The organism is Janthinobacterium sp. GW823-FHT03B06 (genome assembly GCF_058796955.1).
This window is the reverse complement of record NZ_JBXAJE010000002.1, coordinates 950,722-969,573: the sequence shown is the minus strand read 5'-3', so window position 1 is coordinate 969,573 and position 18,852 is coordinate 950,722. Positions and strand designations below refer to the sequence as shown.

The following is an 18,852-nucleotide window of genomic DNA, read 5'->3' as shown; positions in this document are numbered from 1 at the left end:
TCGCGATTGTTCGCCGGTAGGTCGGATTAGCGCAGCGTAATCCGACACCATTGTTGGCTTTGCAGCGTCGGATTACGCACTTGCGCGCTAATCCGACCTACCTTACATGATCACCCACTGTCCCTTGATCCGCGCTTCCAGCGGCTTGAAGTTGATTTTATACGCCATCTTCGGGCTTTGTTCTATCCAGTAGCCCAGGTAGATGTAAGGCAGGTTCAGTTCGCGCGCCTGGGCGATTTGCCACAGCACGTTGTAGGTGCCGTACGAGGCGCCGGGCACGTCGGGATCGAAAAACGTGTAGACGGACGACAGGCCATCGGCCAGCACGTCGATGATGCTGACCATGCGCAGGGTGCCGTCAGGCTCGCGGAACTCCACCAGGCGCGTGTTGACCCGGCTTTGGAGTAAAAATTGCGCGTACTGGTCGCGGCTGTCCTGGTCCATGCCGCCGCCCGCGTGGCGCGTGCTCTGGTAGCGCAGATACAGTTCGTAGTGCTCGTCGAGGAAGGACAAAGTGGCCACGCCCGCCTGCAGGTTGGCGTGGCGGTTCCAGGCGCGGCGCTGGTTGCGGTTGGGCGTGAACGATTGCGTCACCACGCGCACGGGGATGCAGGCCTGGCAGCCGTCGCAATACGGGCGGTAGGTGAAAATGCCGCTACGGCGAAAGCCGTTGCGCACCAGTTCCGAATACACGTCGCTGTTGATCAGGTGCGAAGGCGTGGCCACCTGCGAGCGGGCCTGGCGGTCGTCCAGGTAGCTGCACGGATACGGTGCCGTCGTGTAGAACTGCAGGGTGGCAAACGGTAGTTCGTTCAGGTGCGTCATGCTGATCCTGTCTGGTCTGTCCGCAGCAATGGAAATGTGCCTGGCGGTGTGCCTGGAGCTATCATAGCTTTTTTACGCCGGTGGCGCAGCATGCCAATCGGTGATTTGCGCTGCTTCAATGGCGCTCCTCACATGGGCCAGGAAGCGGGCGCGCGAAATGGGCGCCGCGCCCAGCGAGGCCAGGTGTTTCGTTTCTTGCTGGCAGTCAATCATGGTCACGCCGCGGGCCTGCAAAAAGCGCACGAGGTGGGCCAGCGCGATCTTCGAGCCATCCGAGACGCGGGCGAACATCGATTCGCCATAGAACATGCGCCCGATCGACACGCCATACGCGCCGCCCACCAGTTCGCCGTCCAGCCACAGCTCGGACGAGTGGGCGTAGCCCAGCTTGTGCAAGCCCGTGTAGCCGGCGATGATCTCGTCGGAAATCCAAGTGCCCGGGCCATCCTTGCGCGGCGCCGCGCAGGCGCGCATGACGGCGTCGAAATCGCCGTCGAAGCGCAGCTGCCAGCGCCCGTCTGTGGCAGCGCTGCGCTCGACCTTGCGGATGGCCTTGGCCAGGCTGTCGGAGACCTTGAAGTCCGCCGTCATCAGCACCATGCGCGGATCGGTGCTCCACCACAGAATGGGCTGGCCTTCGGAAAACCAGGGGAAGATGCCGTGCTTGTAGGCGTCGAGCAGGCGCGCGGGCGACAGGTCGGCGCCGGCCGCCAGCAGGCCGGGCGCCTCGTCGGTCAGGGCGCGCGAGACGTCGGGGAACGGGGTGTGGATGTCGAGCCAGGGAATCATGCGGCGTCAAAAATGGCAGGTGGTGGGGGGCTTACTCGGCATCCGCGCGCGCCATCGGGCGCGTGATGTCGCCCGTATGCACACCATAGCTGCCGCCTTCGCGGATTTTCACGCGGTCGGCAAAGAACAGTTCCAAGGTGGCGCGGATGGTGGGGAAGGCCAGGTCGTCCCACGGAATTTGCGCTTCCGTAAACAGCTGCACGTCCAGACTTTCGATGCCGGGCGCGAAATCGAGGTCGCGCAGGCGCGCCAGGTAGAACAGGTGCACCTGGTGCACGCGCTGCACGTTGAGCAGCGAAAACAGGGGACCCAGTTCGATATTCGCGCCCGCTTCCTCCACCGTTTCGCGCTCGGCGGCGTCGGACGTCGTCTCGTCGTTTTCCATGAAGCCGGCCGGCAGGGTCCAGTAGCCGAGGCGCGGCTCGATGGCCCGCTTGCACAGCAAGACCTGCAACTGGCCATCTTCTTCCCAGACGGGAATCGAGCCGACCACCATTTTCGGGTTCTGGTAATGGATGGCGTCGCAGTTGGCGCACACATAGCGGGGACGGTTGTCGCCTTCCGGAATGGACAGGCTGACAGGGTGGGCGCATTCGGAGCAGAATTTCATGGGCTGGCTTCGGAAAATGGGTGACTAGTGTAACGCTTACTGTACACCGATTGCGCGCTCTGTGGCGTGACGGGCAGACACAATGCCACCTGGTAATTGGCTGACCTTTTTTAATGTATTTTAATTAAATAGCTCTATTGCAGTCGAAGTTGAGATAGCTATTGCCTAAGCCACCCGTTTGCCCTTATAATTCGAGTGCGGGGTGGAGCAGTCTGGCAGCTCGTCGGGCTCATAACCCGAAGGTCACAGGTTCAAATCCTGTCCCCGCAACCAATACCGGAAAGCCGCTGATTCTTGCAAAAGATCAGCGGCTTTTTCCATTGCTGGTCACGGACACGCTCCGGTGGACGGGGCAGGCATGACATTGTCAATTCACGCCTTTACGCCGCGCAACAATCTGGTATATAATTCGAGTGCGGGGTGGAGCAGTCTGGCAGCTCGTCGGGCTCATAACCCGAAGGTCACAGGTTCAAATCCTGTCCCCGCAACCAATTCGAAGCCGCTGGTTCCTCGCAAGAGGGCCAGCGGTTTTTTCGTTTTACGGCGCGAGATCTTCTGCCTGCTGGCGTGCATACACGATCAGCCGCAAGTGGCGGTCCGCATCGATGGTCAGCGAGGTGTGCTCGTAGGCGACCTGCTCGCCGCCGACGTCCAGCTGGCGCACGCCGGCGCACGGCGCATGCACATCATGGCGGCGCCACCATAGCTTGAATTCTGGCGAAACTTTTTCCAATTCCTGCACCAGCGCGTGGATATCCGCTTCCTGCGTGGCGCGCGCGTAGTCGCGGCGAAAGCTCGACAGCATCAGCGGCGCCTGCTCTTCCCAGCCGGCGAAGCGCGAGCGCAGCAGCGGGTCGGTAAACAACAGCCACAGCAGATTGCGGCGTGCCGGCACATGCGCGCCGAAGCCGAACAGGGCGTCCGCGTCCGCATTGAACGCCAGCACGTCCCAGCGCAGGTTGAGCACATAGGCCGGATGCGCCAGCCCGTGCATCAGGCGGCGCACGGGCGGCGGCACCACGCAAAACGTCTTGCCCTCTTCGGCTGGCGGACGCGCATGCGCCAGCAGGAACAGGTGGCGGCGCTCGCCGCCGTCCAGTTTCAGCACTTCGGCCAGCTTGTCGAGAAAGGCGCTCGAGACGCCGATGTCGCGCCCCTGTTCCAGCCAGGTGTACCAGGTCAGCCCCACGCCGGCCAGCGCCGCCACTTCTTCGCGGCGCAAGCCCGGCGTCCTGCGCCGCCCGCCGCCGGGCAAACCCACGTCTTCCGGTGACAGCCGCGCGCGGCGCGCCTGCAGGTAGGCGGCCAGTTCGTGGCGGGTGCGGGCCAAAGTGCGCATGCTGCGGTCTTTCCGGTGAGCCTGTTGCTACCAGTAATAGCATAAACAGTTAAATTGTAATTGTTTATATTGTATTCCAAAATGCCTGCTTTCTTCCCGAAAGCGTGCCCATGTCTGACTATTCTTCCTCCCGTGCCGCAGTGCCTGCCGACTCCGCGCTGCCTGTCACCGTCTACCTGATCGCCGTGGGCGCGTTCGCGCTGGGCATGGCGTCGTATGTGACGGCAGGCCTGATGCCGATGATCGCCGGCGCCTTTTCCGTGTCCCTGGCGATGGCCGCGCAGCTGGTGACGGCGTTTACGTTGGCCTATGGCCTCGGTTCGCCCCTGGCCGTGGCCTTGCTGCCGGCGCGCGCGCAACGCTCCGGCCTGTTACTCGCCTTGGGCGTGTTCGTGCTGGCGAACGGGGCCAGCGCGCTGGCAGCAGGATTTTCCAGTCTGCTGGCCTGGCGGGCCATGGCCGGCATCGGCGCCGGCGTCTACCTGGCGCTGGGCATCGCGGCGGCGGCGGGCGTGTCGGCGCCGCGGCAGCGTGGCAAGGCCATCGGCGCGATCATGGGCGGCATGGCGGGCGGCACGGTGCTGGGCGTGCCATTGAGCCTGCTGCTGGCGCAGCAGCTGGGCTGGACGGCGGCCCTGTGGCTGGTTGCCATGCTCGGTGCGCTGGCGCTGGCGGGCTTGCTGTGGAAACTGCCTCCACTGCCGGCCGCACCGGCCATTTCACTGCGCCGCAAGCTGGCCTTGCTGGCCGATGGGCAGGTGCTGGCCATCCTGCTCGTGTCGCTGCTGGCGGCCATCGCCAGCCTGGGCATGTACACGTTTATCGCGCCGCTGCTGGCGTGGTCCGCGCACGGCGCGGAAATTTCCACCACGCCCTTCCTGTGGGCGTGGGGTGCGGGGGGAATCGCGGGCAGCGTGCTGGTCGGGCGATGGGCGGACAAGGTGGCTGCACAGAGACTGACTAGGCTCATCTTGCTGCTGCTGGCGCTGGCCTTGTGCGCGCTGCCGCTGGCGGCCGGCTGGTCGGCCTGGCTGATGCTGGCGCCTATCGTGCTGTGGGGCGCGGCTGGCTGGGCTCTGCAAGTGCCGCAGAACCAGCAGTTGCTGGCCGTGCGCGCGCGGCAGGGCGACGGCAACCTGGCCATCGCCCTCAACGAATCGGCGCTGTACCTGGGCAGCGCCATCGGCGCCGCAGCAGGCGGGGTACTGCTCCTGCTGGACTGGCCCGGGTGGCTGCTGGCGGCCTGCGCCGCCATGGTCGCCACCGCAGCGTTGCTGCTGCAATGGTGCGGCGTGAAATGGATTGCAGAATTCCGGAAAATGGAAGAGTCTGTTTAGTGACTTTCCAGCTGCGCGTACACGGCGTCGGCGATCTTGCCCAGTTCCTGTTTGGGCAGGCTCGCCGAGAGGGCATAGCCGAGCTGGCCGTCGATCCAGTAAAACACGCTCAAGTCCTTTTCCTGCGTGTAGCGGAAGGCCGTTTCCTGCTTGCCGGCCCGTTCTTTTGCCACGTACAGGGTCAGGCGCTGGCCTTTGCCATCTTCATACATGAATTGCGCCACGGGGCCGTCGCCATCGCCGGGCAGCAAACGCCCGCCGATCAAGTGGTAGCCGAGCGGCGACAGCGCAGGCGGCTGCAATTTGCTGCCCAGGCGTTTCGACAGCCATTGCACCAGGTGCGCCTCCTGTTCCGCGCCCACCTCGACGGGGTGGCGTACTTCCGGCGTGTAGACGGCATGGGCGATGGCGGCGCTGCGCGCCAGGGAGATCGGGCTGGCGCTGGCGCTCCGCATGTCGGCGGCATCGCCGCCATCGCCGCGCAGCAGCCAGCCGCCCGCGCCGCCCGCGAGCACCAGCACGATGGCCGCTGCCGCCTGCATGGCGGGGCGCTGCCAGGCACCGTTCGCCGCCGGCGGGGCCGCCTCCTGCAGCAGGGCAGGCGGCACGGCTTCGTCCAGCACGGGATCGAACAGGGCGCGCAATTGCCGGTTCTGCTCGCGCCACGCATCGACCCTGGCGGCGTCCCCGGGATGCGCGCGCAGGTGGGCGTCGACGGCCGCGCGCTGGTCTTCGGGCAGGACGCCGTCGGCCAAGGCGTGCAATTGCGCTTCGCTGATGGCTTGCGTTGTCATTTCACGACTTTCAGGGTGGGTGGGCCGCTGCCCTGGCTGCCGGCAGGGCGGCCATCGAGCAGGGTGCGCAGCTTGTCGCGCCCGCGCGACAGGCGCGACATCACGGTGCCGACGGGGATGTCGAGGGTGGCCGCCACCTGCTCGTACGGCATCTGTTCGAGCGCGACGAGCAGGATCACTTCGCGCTGCCCCAGCGGCAAACGGGCCAGCGCCGCATCCATCTCGCCGATGGCGATGGCTTGCCCGGGCGCGCGCTCCGGCGCGGGCAGCACGCTGTCGTCGTCGAGCTCCTGCAGCGCCAGGCCGGGACGGCGCAGCTGGTCCACGTGCAGGTTATGCATGATGGAGAAGAGCCAGGGCCGCATCTCGCCGACGCGCTGGTCCAGCTTGCGCCACGCCCGCTCCACGGTGTCCTGCACCAGGTCGTCCGCGTGCACGGCGCCCGCCAGCGCGCGCGCATAGCGGCGCAGGCCGGGCAGGCACGCTTGCAGCTGGCGGCGATCCTCTTGCGTGGTCATCGTGGCGGCGGGCAGGGGGGCTTACGGCTTGACGACGTGCCACACGTTCTTGAAATTGTCGCCGGCCACGTCGCCAGGCTTCTTGTCTTCCTTGTACAGGTACAGGGGCTTGCCCTTGTAGGTCAGCTGCATGGCGCCGTTGTCTTCGCGCTTGATGCTGCCATACGGGGCGGCGGGCGCCGCGTCGGTGGCGATGACGGCGGGCCAGGCCACCAGGCAGCCGCCGCTGCAGGCGCTCTTGCCGCTGTCGGCGACATCCTTGTCGAACACATACACGGTCATGCCGCTGGCGTTGACCAGCATGCCGTTGGCGGGCATGACGTCGGCGGCGAAGGCGAGGGGGGCGGACAAGGCGGTGAAAAGGGCGGTGGCGGCAAAAGTAGTAAAGCGCATGATGGTCTCCTTGAGGTTTTGGGGGCTTGCAAGGGATAGACGCGTGCCGCCCGCCGTTTATTCCCGCTCGTTTGACATATTTTTTGCCGGCGCATGCAGGCTGGCCCACAGGTGGGCGGCCGCCATGGTGCGGTGCGGCGCGTACTGGCGCAGCCACTGTTCCGTGCGCGCCATGTCCGGTTTCGTTTCTTCGCCGAGCAGCTTTTGCAGGGCGGCGCGGATCGCCACGTCGCCATGCAGCGAACAGTCGGCATAGCCATAGCCGCGCAGCAGCGCGTAATTGACGGTCCACGGGCCGATGCCTTTCACGGCCAGCAGCGCCTGCGAAATGGCCGCCACGTCGCCGGAGGGCGGCAGCTCCAGCGACAGTTCCCCGTCATCGACGAGATGCGCCAGGCGCAGCACGGTTTCCGCCTTGGCGCGCGAGAATTTGCGGCTGGTCAAATCCTCGATGTCCAGCCGCGCCACGTCGCGCGCCTCCGGGTAGCACCACAAGCCGCTGGCGTGCCGGCGCCCCGCCTGCAGAATGAAGGTGCGGCGCAGGGAAATGGCGAACGACAGGTTGATCTGCTGGCCGATGATGGCCCAGGTCAGCGCCTCGAACGGGCTGGCCGATTGCACGATGCGCAATCCCGGGTTAAGCCGGATCAACGGCGCCAGCAGCGGATCGCCGGAGGCCAGCTGCGCGAAGGGTTGCGGGTCGATGCGCAGGCCGAGGATGTTGAGCAGGGCGCCGTGCAGCGCCGTGTGCAGAGCGTCGCTGGCGCTGCCGTCGATCTCGGCGCGGCAGACGGCCGCGGCGTCCGCGAACGCCACGTCCAGCACGACGGGCACGCCGGCAAGCAGGATGCCCTTGCGCAGGCCCGTCGCGGTGACCTGTTCCGCCACGGCTTCCGTATCGCGGCTGTGAAAGGCGATGACGTCGTCGCGGCGGTAGCCGGCGGGCAGGGGGAGGGTCCAGTGCAGCAGGGTCATGGTGGCCAAATTCAGTGAAGGTAGCAGGGGCGCGCCGCCGGCGCACCGCGTTTCTTGCTGCGGTCCTTAGCGGGCGCAGATATCGGTGGTGGGCGGGCTCAGGGCCGCCGCGTGCTGGATCTGCAGCGCGTCGGGCACGCCATTTTTCACGGCCGTCAGCTCGGCCAGGATGGAAATGGCGATTTCGGCCGGCGTCTTGCTGCCGATGTACAGGCCGATGGGGCCATGCAGGCGCGCCAGCTGTTCCGCGCTGACGTCGAACTGCAGCAGCCGTTCGCGGCGCTTGGCATTATTCGCGCGCGAGCCGATGGCGCCCACGTAAAAAGCCGGCGATTTCAATGCTTCCATCAGGGCCAGGTCGTCGAGCTTGGGGTCGTGCGTGAGGGCGACGACGGCGCTGCGGCTGTCGAGTTTTAATTCCAGCACGAGGTCGTCGGGCATGGCGTGCAGCAGGGGCACGCCCGGTACGTTCCAGCCGCCCCGGTATTCCTCGCGCGGGTCGCAGACGATGACGTGGTAATCCATGGCCGTGGCGATCTGCGCCACGAAGCGCGACAGCTGGCTGGCGCCGATGATCAGCAATCGCCAGCGCGGGCCGTGCTGCGTGGTGAGCACCGCGCCTTCCAGGGCCAGCACGGCGCCCGGCGTGGCGCGCTGCAGGGTGACGGCGCCGCTGTGCAGGTCGAGGCGGCGCTCGACGAGTTCATGCGCTTCCAGGCGTGCCAGCAGTTCGGCCACCTTGCTGTCCGCGTGCAGCGGCTCGATGGCCAGTTCGATGGTGCCGCCGCAGGGCAGGCCGAAGCGGTGCGCCTCGTCGGCGCTGATGCCGTAGCTGACGATTTCCGGCAAGGTGCGCACGATGCCGTGCACGCGCACGGTGTCGATCAAATCATCCTCGATGCAGCCGCCGGAGACGGAGCCGACCACCGTGCCATCGTCGCAGATGGCCAGGGTGGCGCCCACGGGGCGGGGGCTGGAGCCCCAGGTCTTGATGACGGTGACGAGTTCGCAGCGGTGCCCGGCGGCGAGCCAGGCGGCGCTGGTTTTCAGAACTTCAAGGTCGATGCTGTCCATGAGGCGCGGAAGGAAAGCCGCAGGCAGGCGGCAAAGTATGGAATATTCTTCAATATTGTGGCTATACTACGCTCTCCAACAGCCTGCGGAGAGTTTTCATGTCGAACGACCAAAAGACGCAAGATGACGGCATCCCCAAGTTTGGCAAACTGCTCATCGCCCTGTTCCTGGCGGTGGTATTTTGCGGCGCTCTGACCTGGGTCATGGGCACCTACTTCCCGAACTTCCCGGGCGCCTGAGCAAACCTGCTGCATCAGGCGCCTTTGGCGTTTAAGGCTTGAGCGGTTTCTTCGCCGCCTGCTTGGCGCGCACGTCAGTGACGGCGCGGTTGATCGCCGCCATGCGCGAGTTGGTGCCCGGGTGCAGGGCCGTGTAGCCGTTGGCGACCGTGGCCGGCACTTGCGTGGCCAGGCGCTGCCAGAAGCGGGCCGCGTTGTCGACATTGTAGCCGGCGCGCGCCAGCAGATAGATGGCCAGGGTGTCGGCTTGCACGTCGAGTTCCTGCGGCATGGCCTTGATGCCGGCGGCGCCCGTCAGCATCGACACGTCGGGCTGCACGGCGCCCAGGCTGTCGATGATGCTGCCGGCCGTACCCGCCGTGCGCTGGCTGCGCGCGTGGTCGAGGATGTTGTGCGCCATTTCGCGGGCGATGACGAAGGCGATGCCTTCATCGTTTTGCGCCGCATTGACCATGCCGCGCGTGAGCATGATGCGCGAACCGTCCGAATACGCGTTGATATTGTCCGCATTGCCCAGGGCGACGCGGAAGGCGCAGGCGCGCGTGACGGGAATTTTGAGGTCTTGCTGCTGGCCGTCGCGGGCGATGGTCATGTTCAGGCTCGCGCTTTTCGAGGCCAGCGGGCCGACGATGGCGCCGAACGGGCCTTCCGCTTTCGGGCCGGCCGGCAGCGGCTTGCCTTCGGCGGCCAGCAAGCCGTCGCCCTTGCGCAAGCCGGCGCGCGCGGCGCCGCTGCCCGGCAAGACGCCGGACACCTGCATCTGCTCGCCGTAGCCGAGGGCCGCCTGCGCCGCGTCGGCATAGATGCCGGGGTAGGAATACTTGTTCTGCGCCGTGAAGCCCAGCAGGTTGCGCGCATACGTCTTGCACAGGTCCGCATTATTGATCAGCAGGGGCGCCGACACTTTCGACAGGCGGTCCTGCAGCGCCACCATCTTCACCAGTTCTTCCTGCGCCGCCTTTTGCTGCGCCGTCGGTGCGGGCGCATCGGGCGCCGGCACGACGTTGAACGGGCCGCTGACATTCGTCGCCGGCGTGGTGCAGCCGGCCAGAATGGCCGCGCCGGCCAACAGGAGGGGAGTGGCCAGTCGGCGCAGCGAGGTTGGGGCTGGGATCAGATGGCGGAAACCTGGCATAAGTGTCAATCCTTAATGTTTGCCGGTGCTGCCAAAACCGCCAACACCGCGTTCGCTGTCGCCGAATTCCTCGACGACGTTAAAGCCCACTTGCAGCACCGGCACGATAATCAGTTGCGCCAGGCGTTCCATGGGATTGAGCGTGAAAGCGCTCTGGCCCCGGTTCCAGGTCGATACCATCAGCTGGCCCTGGTAATCGGAGTCGATCAAGCCTACCAGATTCCCCAATACGATGCCGTTTTTGTGGCCCATGCCGCTGCGCGGCAAAATCATGGCCGCATACGAGGGGTCGCCGATGTGGATGGCCAGGCCGGTCGGAATGAGCACCGTCTGACCCGCTTCGATGGTGATAGCCTCGTTGATGCAGGCGCGCAGGTCGAGTCCCGCGCTGCCCGGGGTGGCGTAGGCCGGCAGCAGTTCTTGCATGCGGGCGTCGAGGATCTTGATGTCGATATTTTTCATGAATCTAAATGAGCTAAAGCGTATAAAAAAGATTATTTGAGCAGCGAATTCCTGGCGATCCGCTTCGAGATTTCCGAAATCAGCTGGCGCGCCAGGTTCAGTTTCGAGGCGCGCGGCAGCACGGTATGGCCTTCCTCGTCGAACAGGATGATGGTGTTGTCGTCCTGGCCAAACGTGTTCTGACCGATATTGCCGACCAGCAGGGGAATGCCTTTTTTCTCGCGCTTGACCGAGCCGAATTCCACGAGGTTTTCCGATTCGGCGGCAAAGCCCACGCAGTACGGATAGCCGGCCAGGTTGGTGCGCGCCGCCACGGTGGCGAGGATGTCGGGATTTTGCACGAACTGCAGTTCGGGCACGGAGCCGTCGGCCTGCTTTTTCATCTTCTGGTCGCTGGCGTTGGCCACGCGCCAGTCTGCCACGGCGGCCACGGCGACGAAGACATGCTGGCCGTCGACGTGGGCCAGTACCGCATCATGCATCTGCTGCGCGCTTTGCACGTCGATGCGGCGCACGCCGAACGGCGCGTCCAGGGCCGTCGGGCCGGAAATGAGCAGCACCTCGGCGCCCGCTTCGCGCGCCGCGCGCGCCACCGCATAGCCCATCTTGCCCGAGGACAGATTGGTGATGCCGCGCACGGGGTCGATGGCCTCGAAAGTGGGGCCGGCCGTGACCAGCACGCGCTTGCCCGCCAGGACTTTCGGCTGGAAGGCGGCGATCAGCTCCGTCAAGAGCTGTTCCGGCTCCAGCATGCGGCCCAGGCCAGTTTCGCCGCAGGCCTGTTCGCCGGCGGCCGGGCCGAACAGGGTGATGCCGTCGTCGCGCAGCTGCTGCACATTGCGCTGCGTGGCGGGGTTCTGCCACATTTCTACGTTCATGGCCGGCGCCACGAGCAAGGGCAGGTGGGAGGGACGGGCCAGGCACAGGGTCGACAGCAGGTCGTCGCACACGCCATGGGCGAGTTTACGCAGAAAATCGGCCGAGCACGGCGCGATCAGGATGGCGTCCGCATGGCGCGTCAAATCGATATGCGCCATGTTGTTGGCTATGCGGGCATCCCACTGGCTCGTGTGCACGGGGTGGCCGGACAGCGCCTGCATGGTCACGGCCGTGATGAAGTGGCTGGCGGCACCCGTCATGACCACCTGCACCGAGGCGCCGGCCTTCGTCAGCGCGCGGCACAGTTCCGCCGCCTTGTAGCAGGCGACGCCGCCCGAAAGTCCCAGGACGATTTTTTTGCCGGACAATTCCATGCCGTTCTCCCGCGTGTTTATTTGTTTACCCGGCGCAGTTCATCGATGATGAACAGGGCCGCGCCGATGCAGATGGCGCTGTCGGCGATATTGAAAGCGGGGAAATGGCCCCAGCTTTTCCAGTGGAAGTCGAGGAAATCGACCACGTGACCGTACACCAGGCGGTCGATGGCGTTGCCCAGCGCGCCGCCGAGGATCAGCGCCAGGGCCCAGCAGAACATGCGCTGGCCGGCGTGCTTTTTCAGCAGATAGATGATGTAGATGGCGGCCGCCAGGGCGATGCCGGTGAAGAAATAGCGCTGCCAGCCGCCCTGGTCGGACAGGAAGCTGAACGCGGCGCCCTTGTTATACGCGAGCACCAGGTTGAAATACGAGGTGATGACCATCTCTTGCGCGTAGCGGAAGGTCTTCAGGATCGTGATCTTGGTGATCTGGTCGAACAGGATGACGATGGCGGCGATGCCCAGCCAGGGCACGAGCGACGCCGAGGAGGACGATTTCGATGAAAAACGGTTTTTAGTGGCCATATTTTTCCAGGGAAGATAAAGCCGCCGCCTGGCAGCAGGCGGCGGTTGGACTCATAGCATACAACGACGGGCAAAATCGTAGCGAGCGGCAGCGAGGCTCGGCGCCCCCGTTGGCCCGAGACGCGCAGCTGTACTTTAGTACAGCGAGCATCGCAGGCCGCAAATCGCGACGCGCAGTAGATTTTGACGACGTTGTTTAGGCGAAGCGGCGTTTCTCGCCCTTGCCAAACAGGTTGCTGACGCAGCGGCCGCACAGGGTAGCATGCGCGGCGTCCGTGCCCACGTCCGCGCGGTAGTGCCAGCAGCGCTCGCACTTCGGCGCCGTCGACGCGGCCACGACCACTTCCTCGGCTGCTTCGTCTGCCACTTCGGCCACGGTGGCCTGCGAGGTGATGAAGACGAATTTCAAGTCGTCGCCCAGGGTGGTCAACAGCTTGTACTTCATCGGCGCGGCCTTGATCGTCAGTTCCGCCTGCAGCGAGGAACCGATGGCGCCCGAGGTGCGCAAGTCTTCCAGCTGTTTGGTGACGTCCGTGCGCACGGCGCGCAGGGCCGTGTATTTCTCCAGCAGGGCGGCCGCGTCCGACACTTCCGGCAGCTGCCACCAGGTTTGCGTGAAGATGGTTTCATCGCTGGCGGCATAAGCATCCGCGCCGGCGAAGACTGCCCATGCTTCTTCGGCCGTGAACGACAGGGCCGGGGCCATCAGGCGCAGCAGGCTTTGCGTGATGTGCCACAGGGCCGTCTGCGCCGAACGGCGCGCGTGCGACGTCAGGCCCGAGGTGTACAGACGGTCCTTCAGGATGTCCAGGTAGAAGCCGCCCAGGTCTTCCGAGCAGTACGTCTGCAGCTTCGACACGACGGGGTGGAACTCGTAGCGCGCGTAGTTGTTCTCGATCTGCTGCTGCAGCGATGCCATGTTGGCCAGCGCATAGCGGTCGATTTCGAACATCTCCGCCACCGGCACGGCGTCCGTGGCCGGATTGAAGTCCGATGTGTTCGCCAGCAGGAAGCGCAGGGTGTTGCGGATGCGGCGGTACGATTCCGTCACGCGTTTGAGGATTTCATCGGAGATCGACAGCTCGCCCGTGTAGTCGGTCGAAGCGATCCACAGGCGCAGGATGTCCGCGCCCAGGGTGTCCGAGATCTTTTGCGGTGCCAGCGTGTTGCCCAGCGACTTGGACATCTTCTTGCCTTCGCCGTCGACCGTGAAGCCGTGCGTCAGCAGCGCCTTGTACGGCGGGCGGCCGTTCAGCATCGACGACACGAGCAACGACGAGTGGAACCAGCCGCGATGCTGGTCCGAGCCTTCCAGGTACAGGTCGGCCGGGAATTGCAGCTGCGTCGAGTGCGAACCATGGCCTTGCGGGCCGCCCAGCACCGTCTGGTGCGTGGCGCCGGAATCGAACCACACGTCCAGGGTATCCTTGTTCTTGGCGTAGATGGCCGCTTCGTCGCCGATCAGGTCTTTCAGGTCCAGCGCCTGCCATGCCTCGATGCCGTTCTTTTCGATCAGCTTGGCCACTTGCTCCAGCAGTTCCGGCGTGCGCGGATGCAGGTCGCCCGTTTCCTTGTGCACGATGAAGGCCATCGGCACGCCCCACTGGCGCTGGCGCGACAGGGTCCAGTCGGGACGGTTGGCGATCATGCCGTGCAGGCGCGCCTGGCCCCAGTCCGGGAAGAATTCGGTGTCGGCGATGCCTTGCAAAGCCGTTTCGCGCAGGGTCGCGCCGCCGTCTTTCGGCGTCACGTCCATGCCGGCGAACCACTGCGACGTGGCGCGGTAGATGATCGGCGTCTTATGGCGCCAGCAGTGCATGTAGCTGTGGTCGAACATCTTGACTTCGAACAGCGCGCCCGCTTCGCGCAAGGCGTTGCAGATCGGCTTAGACGCTTCCCAGATGGTCATGCCGCCGAACAGGGGCAGGGTCGAGGCGAATTTGCCGTCGCCCATGACGGGCTTGATGATGTCGTCGTCCTTCATGCCGTGCGCCTTGCACGAGATAAAGTCGTCCAGGCCGTAGGCTGGCGCCGAGTGCACCACGCCCGTGCCGCTTTCCGTGGTCACGTATTCGGCCAGGTACAAGGGCGACAAACGGTCGTAGAACGCGTCGCTCGCGTGCAGCGGGTGGCGGAAGCTGATGCCGGCCAGGGCGGCGCCGTCGCAGGTGGCGATCGTCGTGCCTTCGAGCTTGAAGCGCGCCAGGCTGGCGACGACCAGGTCTTGCGCCAGGATCAGCAGCAATGGCTGGCCATCGCGCTCGGCCTTCACCAGCGAATATTTGACTTCCGGGTGCACGTTGAGCGCCTGGTTCGACGGGATGGTCCACGGGGTGGTGGTCCAGATGACGATGAAGCCGTTATCGGTCGGCAGGGACGGCAGGCCAAAGGCGGCCGCCAGTTTTTCCGGCTCGGCGAACTTGAACCCGACGTCGATGGCGGGATCGCGTTTTTCCGCGTATTCCACTTCCGCTTCGGCCAGCGCCGACTGGCAGTCAAAACACCAGTTGACCGGTTTCAGGCCGCGGTAGACATAGCCTTTTTCCAGCAGCTTGCCCAGCGCGCGCAGTTCGTCGGCTTCATTGCCGTGCGCCATGGTCAGATACGGGTTGTCCCATTCGCCCAGCACGCCCAGGCGAATAAAGTCCTTCTTCTGGCGCTCGACCTGCACGTTGGCGTAGGCGCGGGCCTTTTCCAGCACTTCAGCCGTCGGCAGGTTCTTGCCGTGCAGTTTTTCGATCTGGATCTCGATCGGCATGCCGTGGCAATCCCAGCCCGGCACATACGGCGCGTCGAAGCCGGCCAGCGAGCGCGACTTGACGACCATGTCCTTCAGGATCTTGTTGACGGCGTGGCCCAGGTGGATGTCGCCATTCGCGTACGGCGGGCCGTCATGCAGGATGAATTTAGGACGGCCGGCGGCAGCCTTGCGCACGCGCTCATAAATCTTCTTGTCTTGCCATTGCTGTACCCATTGCGGCTCGCGCTTGGCCATGTCGCCGCGCATCGGGAACGGGGTTTCCGTCATGTTGACCGGGTATTTGCTTTCAGGCTTCTTGTTCTGCTTGGGCGTGGCTGGCTTGTTTTGATCGGACATAGTCTTCTTTAATGATATTGAATGGTTTGCGGCGGCAGGAGCCGCCAGGCGACGGAGTTGGGCGGCGTCAAATTCGGTCGGTGGCGGTAATGGCGCCGCTGCGCTGCTCAAAATAGGCGCGCGCCTGGTTCGAGTCGCGCTCGATGGCGGCCGTCAGGGTGGGCAAGTCGTCGTACTTTTCTTCGTCGCGCAGCTTTTCCAGGAATTCCACGCGTACCAGCTTGCCGTAGCAGGATTGATTGAAATCAAACAGATGCACTTCCAGCAAGACACGGCCGCTGTCGTCGACGGTGGGACGCACGCCCAGGCTGGCCACGGCCGGCAGCGGTACTGGTCCCAGGCCGTGCACCTGCACGATGAAGATGCCGGACAGGGCGGGGCGGTGCGCCACGCGCAGGTTCAGGGTGGGGAAACCGAGGGTGCGGCCCAGCTTCTGGCCGTGGATGACGTGGCCGGATATGGCGTACGGATGGCCCAGCAGCTGCGTGGCCAGCGGGAAATCGCCGGCGGCCAGGGCCAGGCGCACGGCCGACGAGGAGATGCGCGTGCTGCCGTTCATCACCGTCGGCAAAGTTTCTACGTGGAAACCGTATTCGCGGCCCGCTTCCTGCAGCATGGCGACGTCGCCGGCGCGCCGGGCGCCATAGCAGAAGTCGTCGCCGACCATCAGCCATTTCACGTGCAAGCCGTCAACGAGGACTTTTTCCGTGAATTCCTGCGGCGTCAGGGCGGCGAACTGGGCGCTGAAATGCTCGACGACGACCCGGTCGATGCCGGCGTCGTCCAGCGACTGCAGCTTGTCGCGCAGGTTGGCGATGCGCTGCGGCGCCTTCGACAGGTCGCCCGCGCGCTGCGCGAAGAACTCGCGCGGGTGCGGTTCGAACGTCATCACGGCCGCTTCGATGCCGAGTTCAGTGGCAGCTTCGCGCACGCGCGCCAGCAAGGCCTGATGGCCGATGTGGACACCGTCAAAATTGCCGATGGTCAGAGCGCAAGGCGCTCGTGCCTGGGCATTGGGAAGTCCGCGGAATACCTTCATAGGAATCTGATGAAAAACTGTGCCAAAAGGGGGATTATACGGACTGTTTCAGGGATGCACACCCGGCAGGGCAGCCGCACGGGTAATTTCCCTGCTGAAATGATAAAAAGCGTTGCCGGCAAGGGTGCTGGCAACGCTTTTAGTGGTGGGCACTCGACTAGCTGCCCGACAATATCCTGGGGATATTATCTTATTTATTCATCAAGGCCCAGTAGCGGGCCAGGTCAGCCGCGCCATCCGTGCCCTTGACGGCTTTCAGCGCGGTCGATGCATTGGCTTTCTTGCCGGCGTGGATGTAGGCGATGCCCAGGTGCAGCTTGGCTTCTTCCGGATACTTGGCGGTGCCCAGTTTCACGGCGTCATTCATCAAGCCCAGGCCTTTTTCTGCCTGGCCATCGTAGACCAGGGCGAAGCCCAGCTTGCTCAAGCTGTCGGCGTCCTTGTTCTTGACGTATTCCGCTTCCGACTTGGCGGCGTTGGCCTTCAGGTCAGCCTGGGTCTTCAGGGCCAGGTCTTTCAGGCGCTGGTGACGGGCGGCATCGGCGCCGGTGCCCAGCACGCCTTTTTTGTAGCCCTGTTCGATGATGCTCAGCGCTTCGCCAGGATTGCCTGCTTGCAAGGCCAGCTGGCTGATTTCCATGTATTCGGAAGGCTTGGTGAACAGGCCGTTGGCCAGGCGCAGGCGCTGGACGTCCAGGCCCAGGCGTTGCGAGAAGCCGGGTTTGCCCGAGACGCGGTTCAGCAGGTCGGCCCAGTAGCTGGTTTTCGGATAGCTCGACGCCAGTTTTTCCAGGGTGGCCACATAGCCGGCCTTGTCGTTTTGCTTCAACTGGATGTTGGCCAGCATTTGCAGGCTCGCTTCCGAGTTGCCGCCGCGCGCTTGCAGTTCTTTCGCCGCTTCGGCGTAGTTGCCGCTGACGTAGTAGGTCTGGATCAGCAGTTCGCGCATCTGTGGATCTTCGCGGTCTTTCAGCGAACGTTTGATCCAGGTGATGGTATTCGGCCAATCCTTGGCGCGGTAGTACATGCCTGCCAGCGCTTGCGTGAATTTGGGAGCTTCGGCGGCGCTCAGGCGGCCGGAATTGATGACGGCTTCAAAAGCCTTGATGGCGGTGCCGTTGTCGCCGGCGGCGGCAGCGGCCGAGGCGCGCACGCGCTCGATCTGGTAGCTTTCAAAGGCGGTCTTGCCGCCGACGCTGTCAGCTTCGCGCAGCTTGGCCAGCGCTTCCTTGTTTTTGCCGCTGCTAGCGAGTTTTTGCGCTTCTTGCAGTGGCTTGCCCACTTCGGCACGCACGGTGTCCGCGGCGTATGCCAGCGAGCCCAGGCCGATTACGGGAGTTGCTGCGGTAAAACCGATAGCGGCCATGACGAGGCCGAGATGAGCGAGACGAAACTTGGACATAAGAAAGTCTTTCAGTAAAAAGCGAATAGGCAGGAAGTCCTGCCTATTCGGATGTAAAGAGAACCTGATTGCTGCAGCTTACTGGAATTGCTCGTTGCCGACCAGACCGATTTTGGTCACGCCCAGACGCTGCGCCGACGCCATCACACCGGCGACGACTTTGTATTCCACCAGCTTGTTCGGACGCAGATGCACTTCCGGCTGGTCTGCTTGCGCAGCAACGTTGCTCAGCTTGGCTTCCAGCGAAGCGCGGTCAGGAACGACCTGATTGTCCCACAAGATCGTACCGTCAAAATCGACATCGATCGTGACGACCACTGGTTCGGTTGTCGGTGGCGGCGGGGTGCCGACCGGCATGTTCAAGTTCACCGAGTGGTTTTGCTTAGGAATCGTGATGATCAACATGATAATCAGCACCAGCATCACGTCGATGAGGGGCGTCATGTTCAGTTCCATCATTGGTTCCGGATCCGCGCCTGGAGCGCTTCCCGAACCGACATTCATACTCATAGTGTTTCCTTTAAGAAGTCCAACGAAGCACCGGGCGAAACTGCCGCCCGGTCAGCTTCCGGCAGTGGCGTCCCCGTGTTGCCGGGACGCCGCTGCCAGTCGCTATCAGCCCTTGTCAGGTGGTTCGGTGATGAAGCCGACCTTCTGGATCCCGGCACGTTGGGTCGTGTAAATAACCCGGCCGATCGATTCGTAGCGTGTTTCTTGGTCGCCACGAACGTGTACTTCCGGCTGCGGTACTTTCACTGCTTCAACTTTCAGATAATCGAACAGTTCGCTCGTATCTTTCAGTTTCTTCTGGCCCAGATAAATCTCGCCATCCTTGTTGACAACGATGTTGACGTTTTCTGGCTTGCTTTGAAGGGCTTGGTTGGCCTCGATCGGCAGATCGATTTTCTGCAATTTGAGGACAACCGGACTGGTGATCAAGAAAATGATCAGCAAAACCAACATGATGTCGACGAGCGGCGTCGTGTTGATTTCTGACATTACTTGATCTTCATCTCCGCTGTCGGAGCCGACGGACATCGACAT

The 18,852-nt window shown here is 64.0% G+C and carries 20 protein-coding genes and 2 tRNA genes; 4 read left to right on the top strand and 18 right to left on the bottom strand.

The window, feature by feature from the left end; translation table 11 throughout:
* Positions 1–102: 102 nt before the first annotated feature.
* The 3 genes from AC1RBA_RS10375 to AC1RBA_RS10365 all read right to left on the bottom strand — a co-directional run bounded on the left by AC1RBA_RS10375 (position 103) and on the right by AC1RBA_RS10365 (position 2,224).
* Positions 103–825: an arginyltransferase gene (locus AC1RBA_RS10375; RefSeq protein ID WP_070224525.1), complete on the bottom strand. Its 723-nt coding sequence runs from the start codon at positions 823–825 to the stop codon at positions 103–105.
* A gap of 72 nt (positions 826–897) precedes the next feature.
* On the bottom strand, positions 898–1,614 hold the full coding sequence (aat, locus tag AC1RBA_RS10370) for a leucyl/phenylalanyl-tRNA--protein transferase (protein WP_409028000.1): 717 nt from the start codon (positions 1,612–1,614) through the stop codon (positions 898–900).
* A 31-nt stretch (positions 1,615–1,645) separates the two neighbouring features.
* Positions 1,646–2,224, bottom strand: coding sequence for an NUDIX hydrolase (locus AC1RBA_RS10365; protein WP_034747557.1), 579 nt, complete (start codon positions 2,222–2,224; stop codon positions 1,646–1,648).
* A gap of 196 nt (positions 2,225–2,420) precedes the next feature.
* On the opposite strand from AC1RBA_RS10365, the gene AC1RBA_RS10360 reads away from it, so the two are divergent.
* A tRNA-Met gene (locus AC1RBA_RS10360) sits at positions 2,421–2,497 on the top strand.
* A 141-nt stretch (positions 2,498–2,638) separates the two neighbouring features.
* Positions 2,639–2,715, top strand: a tRNA-Met gene (locus tag AC1RBA_RS10355).
* A gap of 47 nt (positions 2,716–2,762) precedes the next feature.
* Here the strand turns inward: AC1RBA_RS10355 and AC1RBA_RS10350 are convergent.
* Complete coding sequence (locus tag AC1RBA_RS10350) at positions 2,763–3,563, bottom strand: helix-turn-helix transcriptional regulator (protein WP_492417996.1); 801 nt, start codon at positions 3,561–3,563, stop codon at positions 2,763–2,765.
* 110 nt (positions 3,564–3,673) lie between these two features.
* Between AC1RBA_RS10350 and AC1RBA_RS10345 the strand changes: the two genes are divergently transcribed.
* Complete coding sequence (locus tag AC1RBA_RS10345) at positions 3,674–4,900, top strand: MFS transporter (protein ID WP_492417994.1); 1,227 nt, start codon at positions 3,674–3,676, stop codon at positions 4,898–4,900.
* Here AC1RBA_RS10345 and AC1RBA_RS10340 read toward each other — a convergent pair.
* The 5 genes from AC1RBA_RS10340 to AC1RBA_RS10320 all read right to left on the bottom strand — a co-directional run bounded on the left by AC1RBA_RS10340 (position 4,897) and on the right by AC1RBA_RS10320 (position 8,654).
* Positions 4,897–5,694: an anti-sigma factor family protein gene (locus AC1RBA_RS10340; protein ID WP_492417992.1), complete on the bottom strand. Its 798-nt coding sequence runs from the start codon at positions 5,692–5,694 to the stop codon at positions 4,897–4,899. The two genes, AC1RBA_RS10345 and AC1RBA_RS10340, sit on opposite strands and share 4 nt — an antisense overlap.
* Positions 5,691–6,212: an RNA polymerase sigma factor gene (locus tag AC1RBA_RS10335; RefSeq protein ID WP_492417991.1), complete on the bottom strand. Its 522-nt coding sequence runs from the start codon at positions 6,210–6,212 to the stop codon at positions 5,691–5,693. The genes AC1RBA_RS10340 and AC1RBA_RS10335 overlap by 4 nt, the downstream gene beginning before the upstream one ends.
* Before the next feature lie 21 nt (positions 6,213–6,233).
* Positions 6,234–6,605, bottom strand: coding sequence for a COG4315 family predicted lipoprotein (locus AC1RBA_RS10330; protein ID WP_070289095.1), 372 nt, complete (start codon positions 6,603–6,605; stop codon positions 6,234–6,236).
* 57 nt (positions 6,606–6,662) lie between these two features.
* Positions 6,663–7,580 carry a DNA-3-methyladenine glycosylase 2 gene (locus AC1RBA_RS10325; protein WP_492417989.1) on the bottom strand — a complete coding sequence of 306 codons (918 nt, stop codon included), beginning with the start codon at positions 7,578–7,580 and terminating at the stop codon, positions 6,663–6,665.
* Positions 7,581–7,646: 66 nt separating this feature from the next.
* A complete protein-coding gene (locus tag AC1RBA_RS10320) occupies positions 7,647–8,654 on the bottom strand; it encodes an XdhC family protein (protein WP_070224534.1) in 1,008 nt (335 codons plus the stop codon).
* A 98-nt stretch (positions 8,655–8,752) separates the two neighbouring features.
* Here AC1RBA_RS10320 and AC1RBA_RS10315 point away from each other — a divergent pair, with 98 nt between their 5' ends.
* A complete protein-coding gene (locus AC1RBA_RS10315; protein ID WP_162995759.1) occupies positions 8,753–8,893 on the top strand; it encodes a hypothetical protein in 141 nt (46 codons plus the stop codon).
* Positions 8,894–8,924: 31 nt separating this feature from the next.
* Here the strand turns inward: AC1RBA_RS10315 and AC1RBA_RS10310 are convergent, their stop codons facing one another.
* The 9 genes from AC1RBA_RS10310 to AC1RBA_RS10270 form a co-directional block, all read right to left on the bottom strand.
* Positions 8,925–10,028, bottom strand: coding sequence for a M48 family metallopeptidase (locus AC1RBA_RS10310; RefSeq protein WP_070312172.1), 1,104 nt, complete (start codon positions 10,026–10,028; stop codon positions 8,925–8,927).
* 12 nt (positions 10,029–10,040) lie between these two features.
* Positions 10,041–10,490: a dUTP diphosphatase gene (gene dut, locus AC1RBA_RS10305; RefSeq protein ID WP_070312166.1), complete on the bottom strand. Its 450-nt coding sequence runs from the start codon at positions 10,488–10,490 to the stop codon at positions 10,041–10,043.
* 32 nt (positions 10,491–10,522) lie between these two features.
* Positions 10,523–11,743, bottom strand: a complete 1,221-nt coding sequence (gene coaBC, locus AC1RBA_RS10300; RefSeq protein ID WP_492417986.1) for a bifunctional phosphopantothenoylcysteine decarboxylase/phosphopantothenate--cysteine ligase CoaBC — start codon at positions 11,741–11,743, stop codon at positions 10,523–10,525.
* Positions 11,744–11,760: 17 nt separating this feature from the next.
* On the bottom strand, positions 11,761–12,270 hold the full coding sequence (gene lspA, locus AC1RBA_RS10295) for a signal peptidase II (RefSeq protein ID WP_070224538.1): 510 nt from the start codon (positions 12,268–12,270) through the stop codon (positions 11,761–11,763).
* Positions 12,271–12,466: 196 nt separating this feature from the next.
* A complete protein-coding gene (gene ileS / locus AC1RBA_RS10290) occupies positions 12,467–15,367 on the bottom strand; it encodes an isoleucine--tRNA ligase (RefSeq protein ID WP_492417984.1) in 2,901 nt (966 codons plus the stop codon).
* A 67-nt stretch (positions 15,368–15,434) separates the two neighbouring features.
* Positions 15,435–16,406 (bottom strand): bifunctional riboflavin kinase/FAD synthetase, encoded by a 972-nt coding sequence (locus AC1RBA_RS10285; RefSeq protein WP_492417982.1) that lies wholly within the window; start codon positions 16,404–16,406, stop codon positions 15,435–15,437.
* A 190-nt stretch (positions 16,407–16,596) separates the two neighbouring features.
* Positions 16,597–17,808 (bottom strand): tetratricopeptide repeat protein, encoded by a 1,212-nt coding sequence (locus AC1RBA_RS10280; RefSeq protein ID WP_492417980.1) that lies wholly within the window; start codon positions 17,806–17,808, stop codon positions 16,597–16,599.
* A 78-nt stretch (positions 17,809–17,886) separates the two neighbouring features.
* The gene (locus AC1RBA_RS10275) at positions 17,887–18,318 is read right to left on the bottom strand and encodes an ExbD/TolR family protein (protein WP_176741207.1); all 432 of its coding nucleotides are present in this window, start codon (positions 18,316–18,318) and stop codon (positions 17,887–17,889) included.
* 105 nt (positions 18,319–18,423) lie between these two features.
* Complete coding sequence (locus tag AC1RBA_RS10270; protein ID WP_034754165.1) at positions 18,424–18,852, bottom strand: ExbD/TolR family protein; 429 nt, start codon at positions 18,850–18,852, stop codon at positions 18,424–18,426.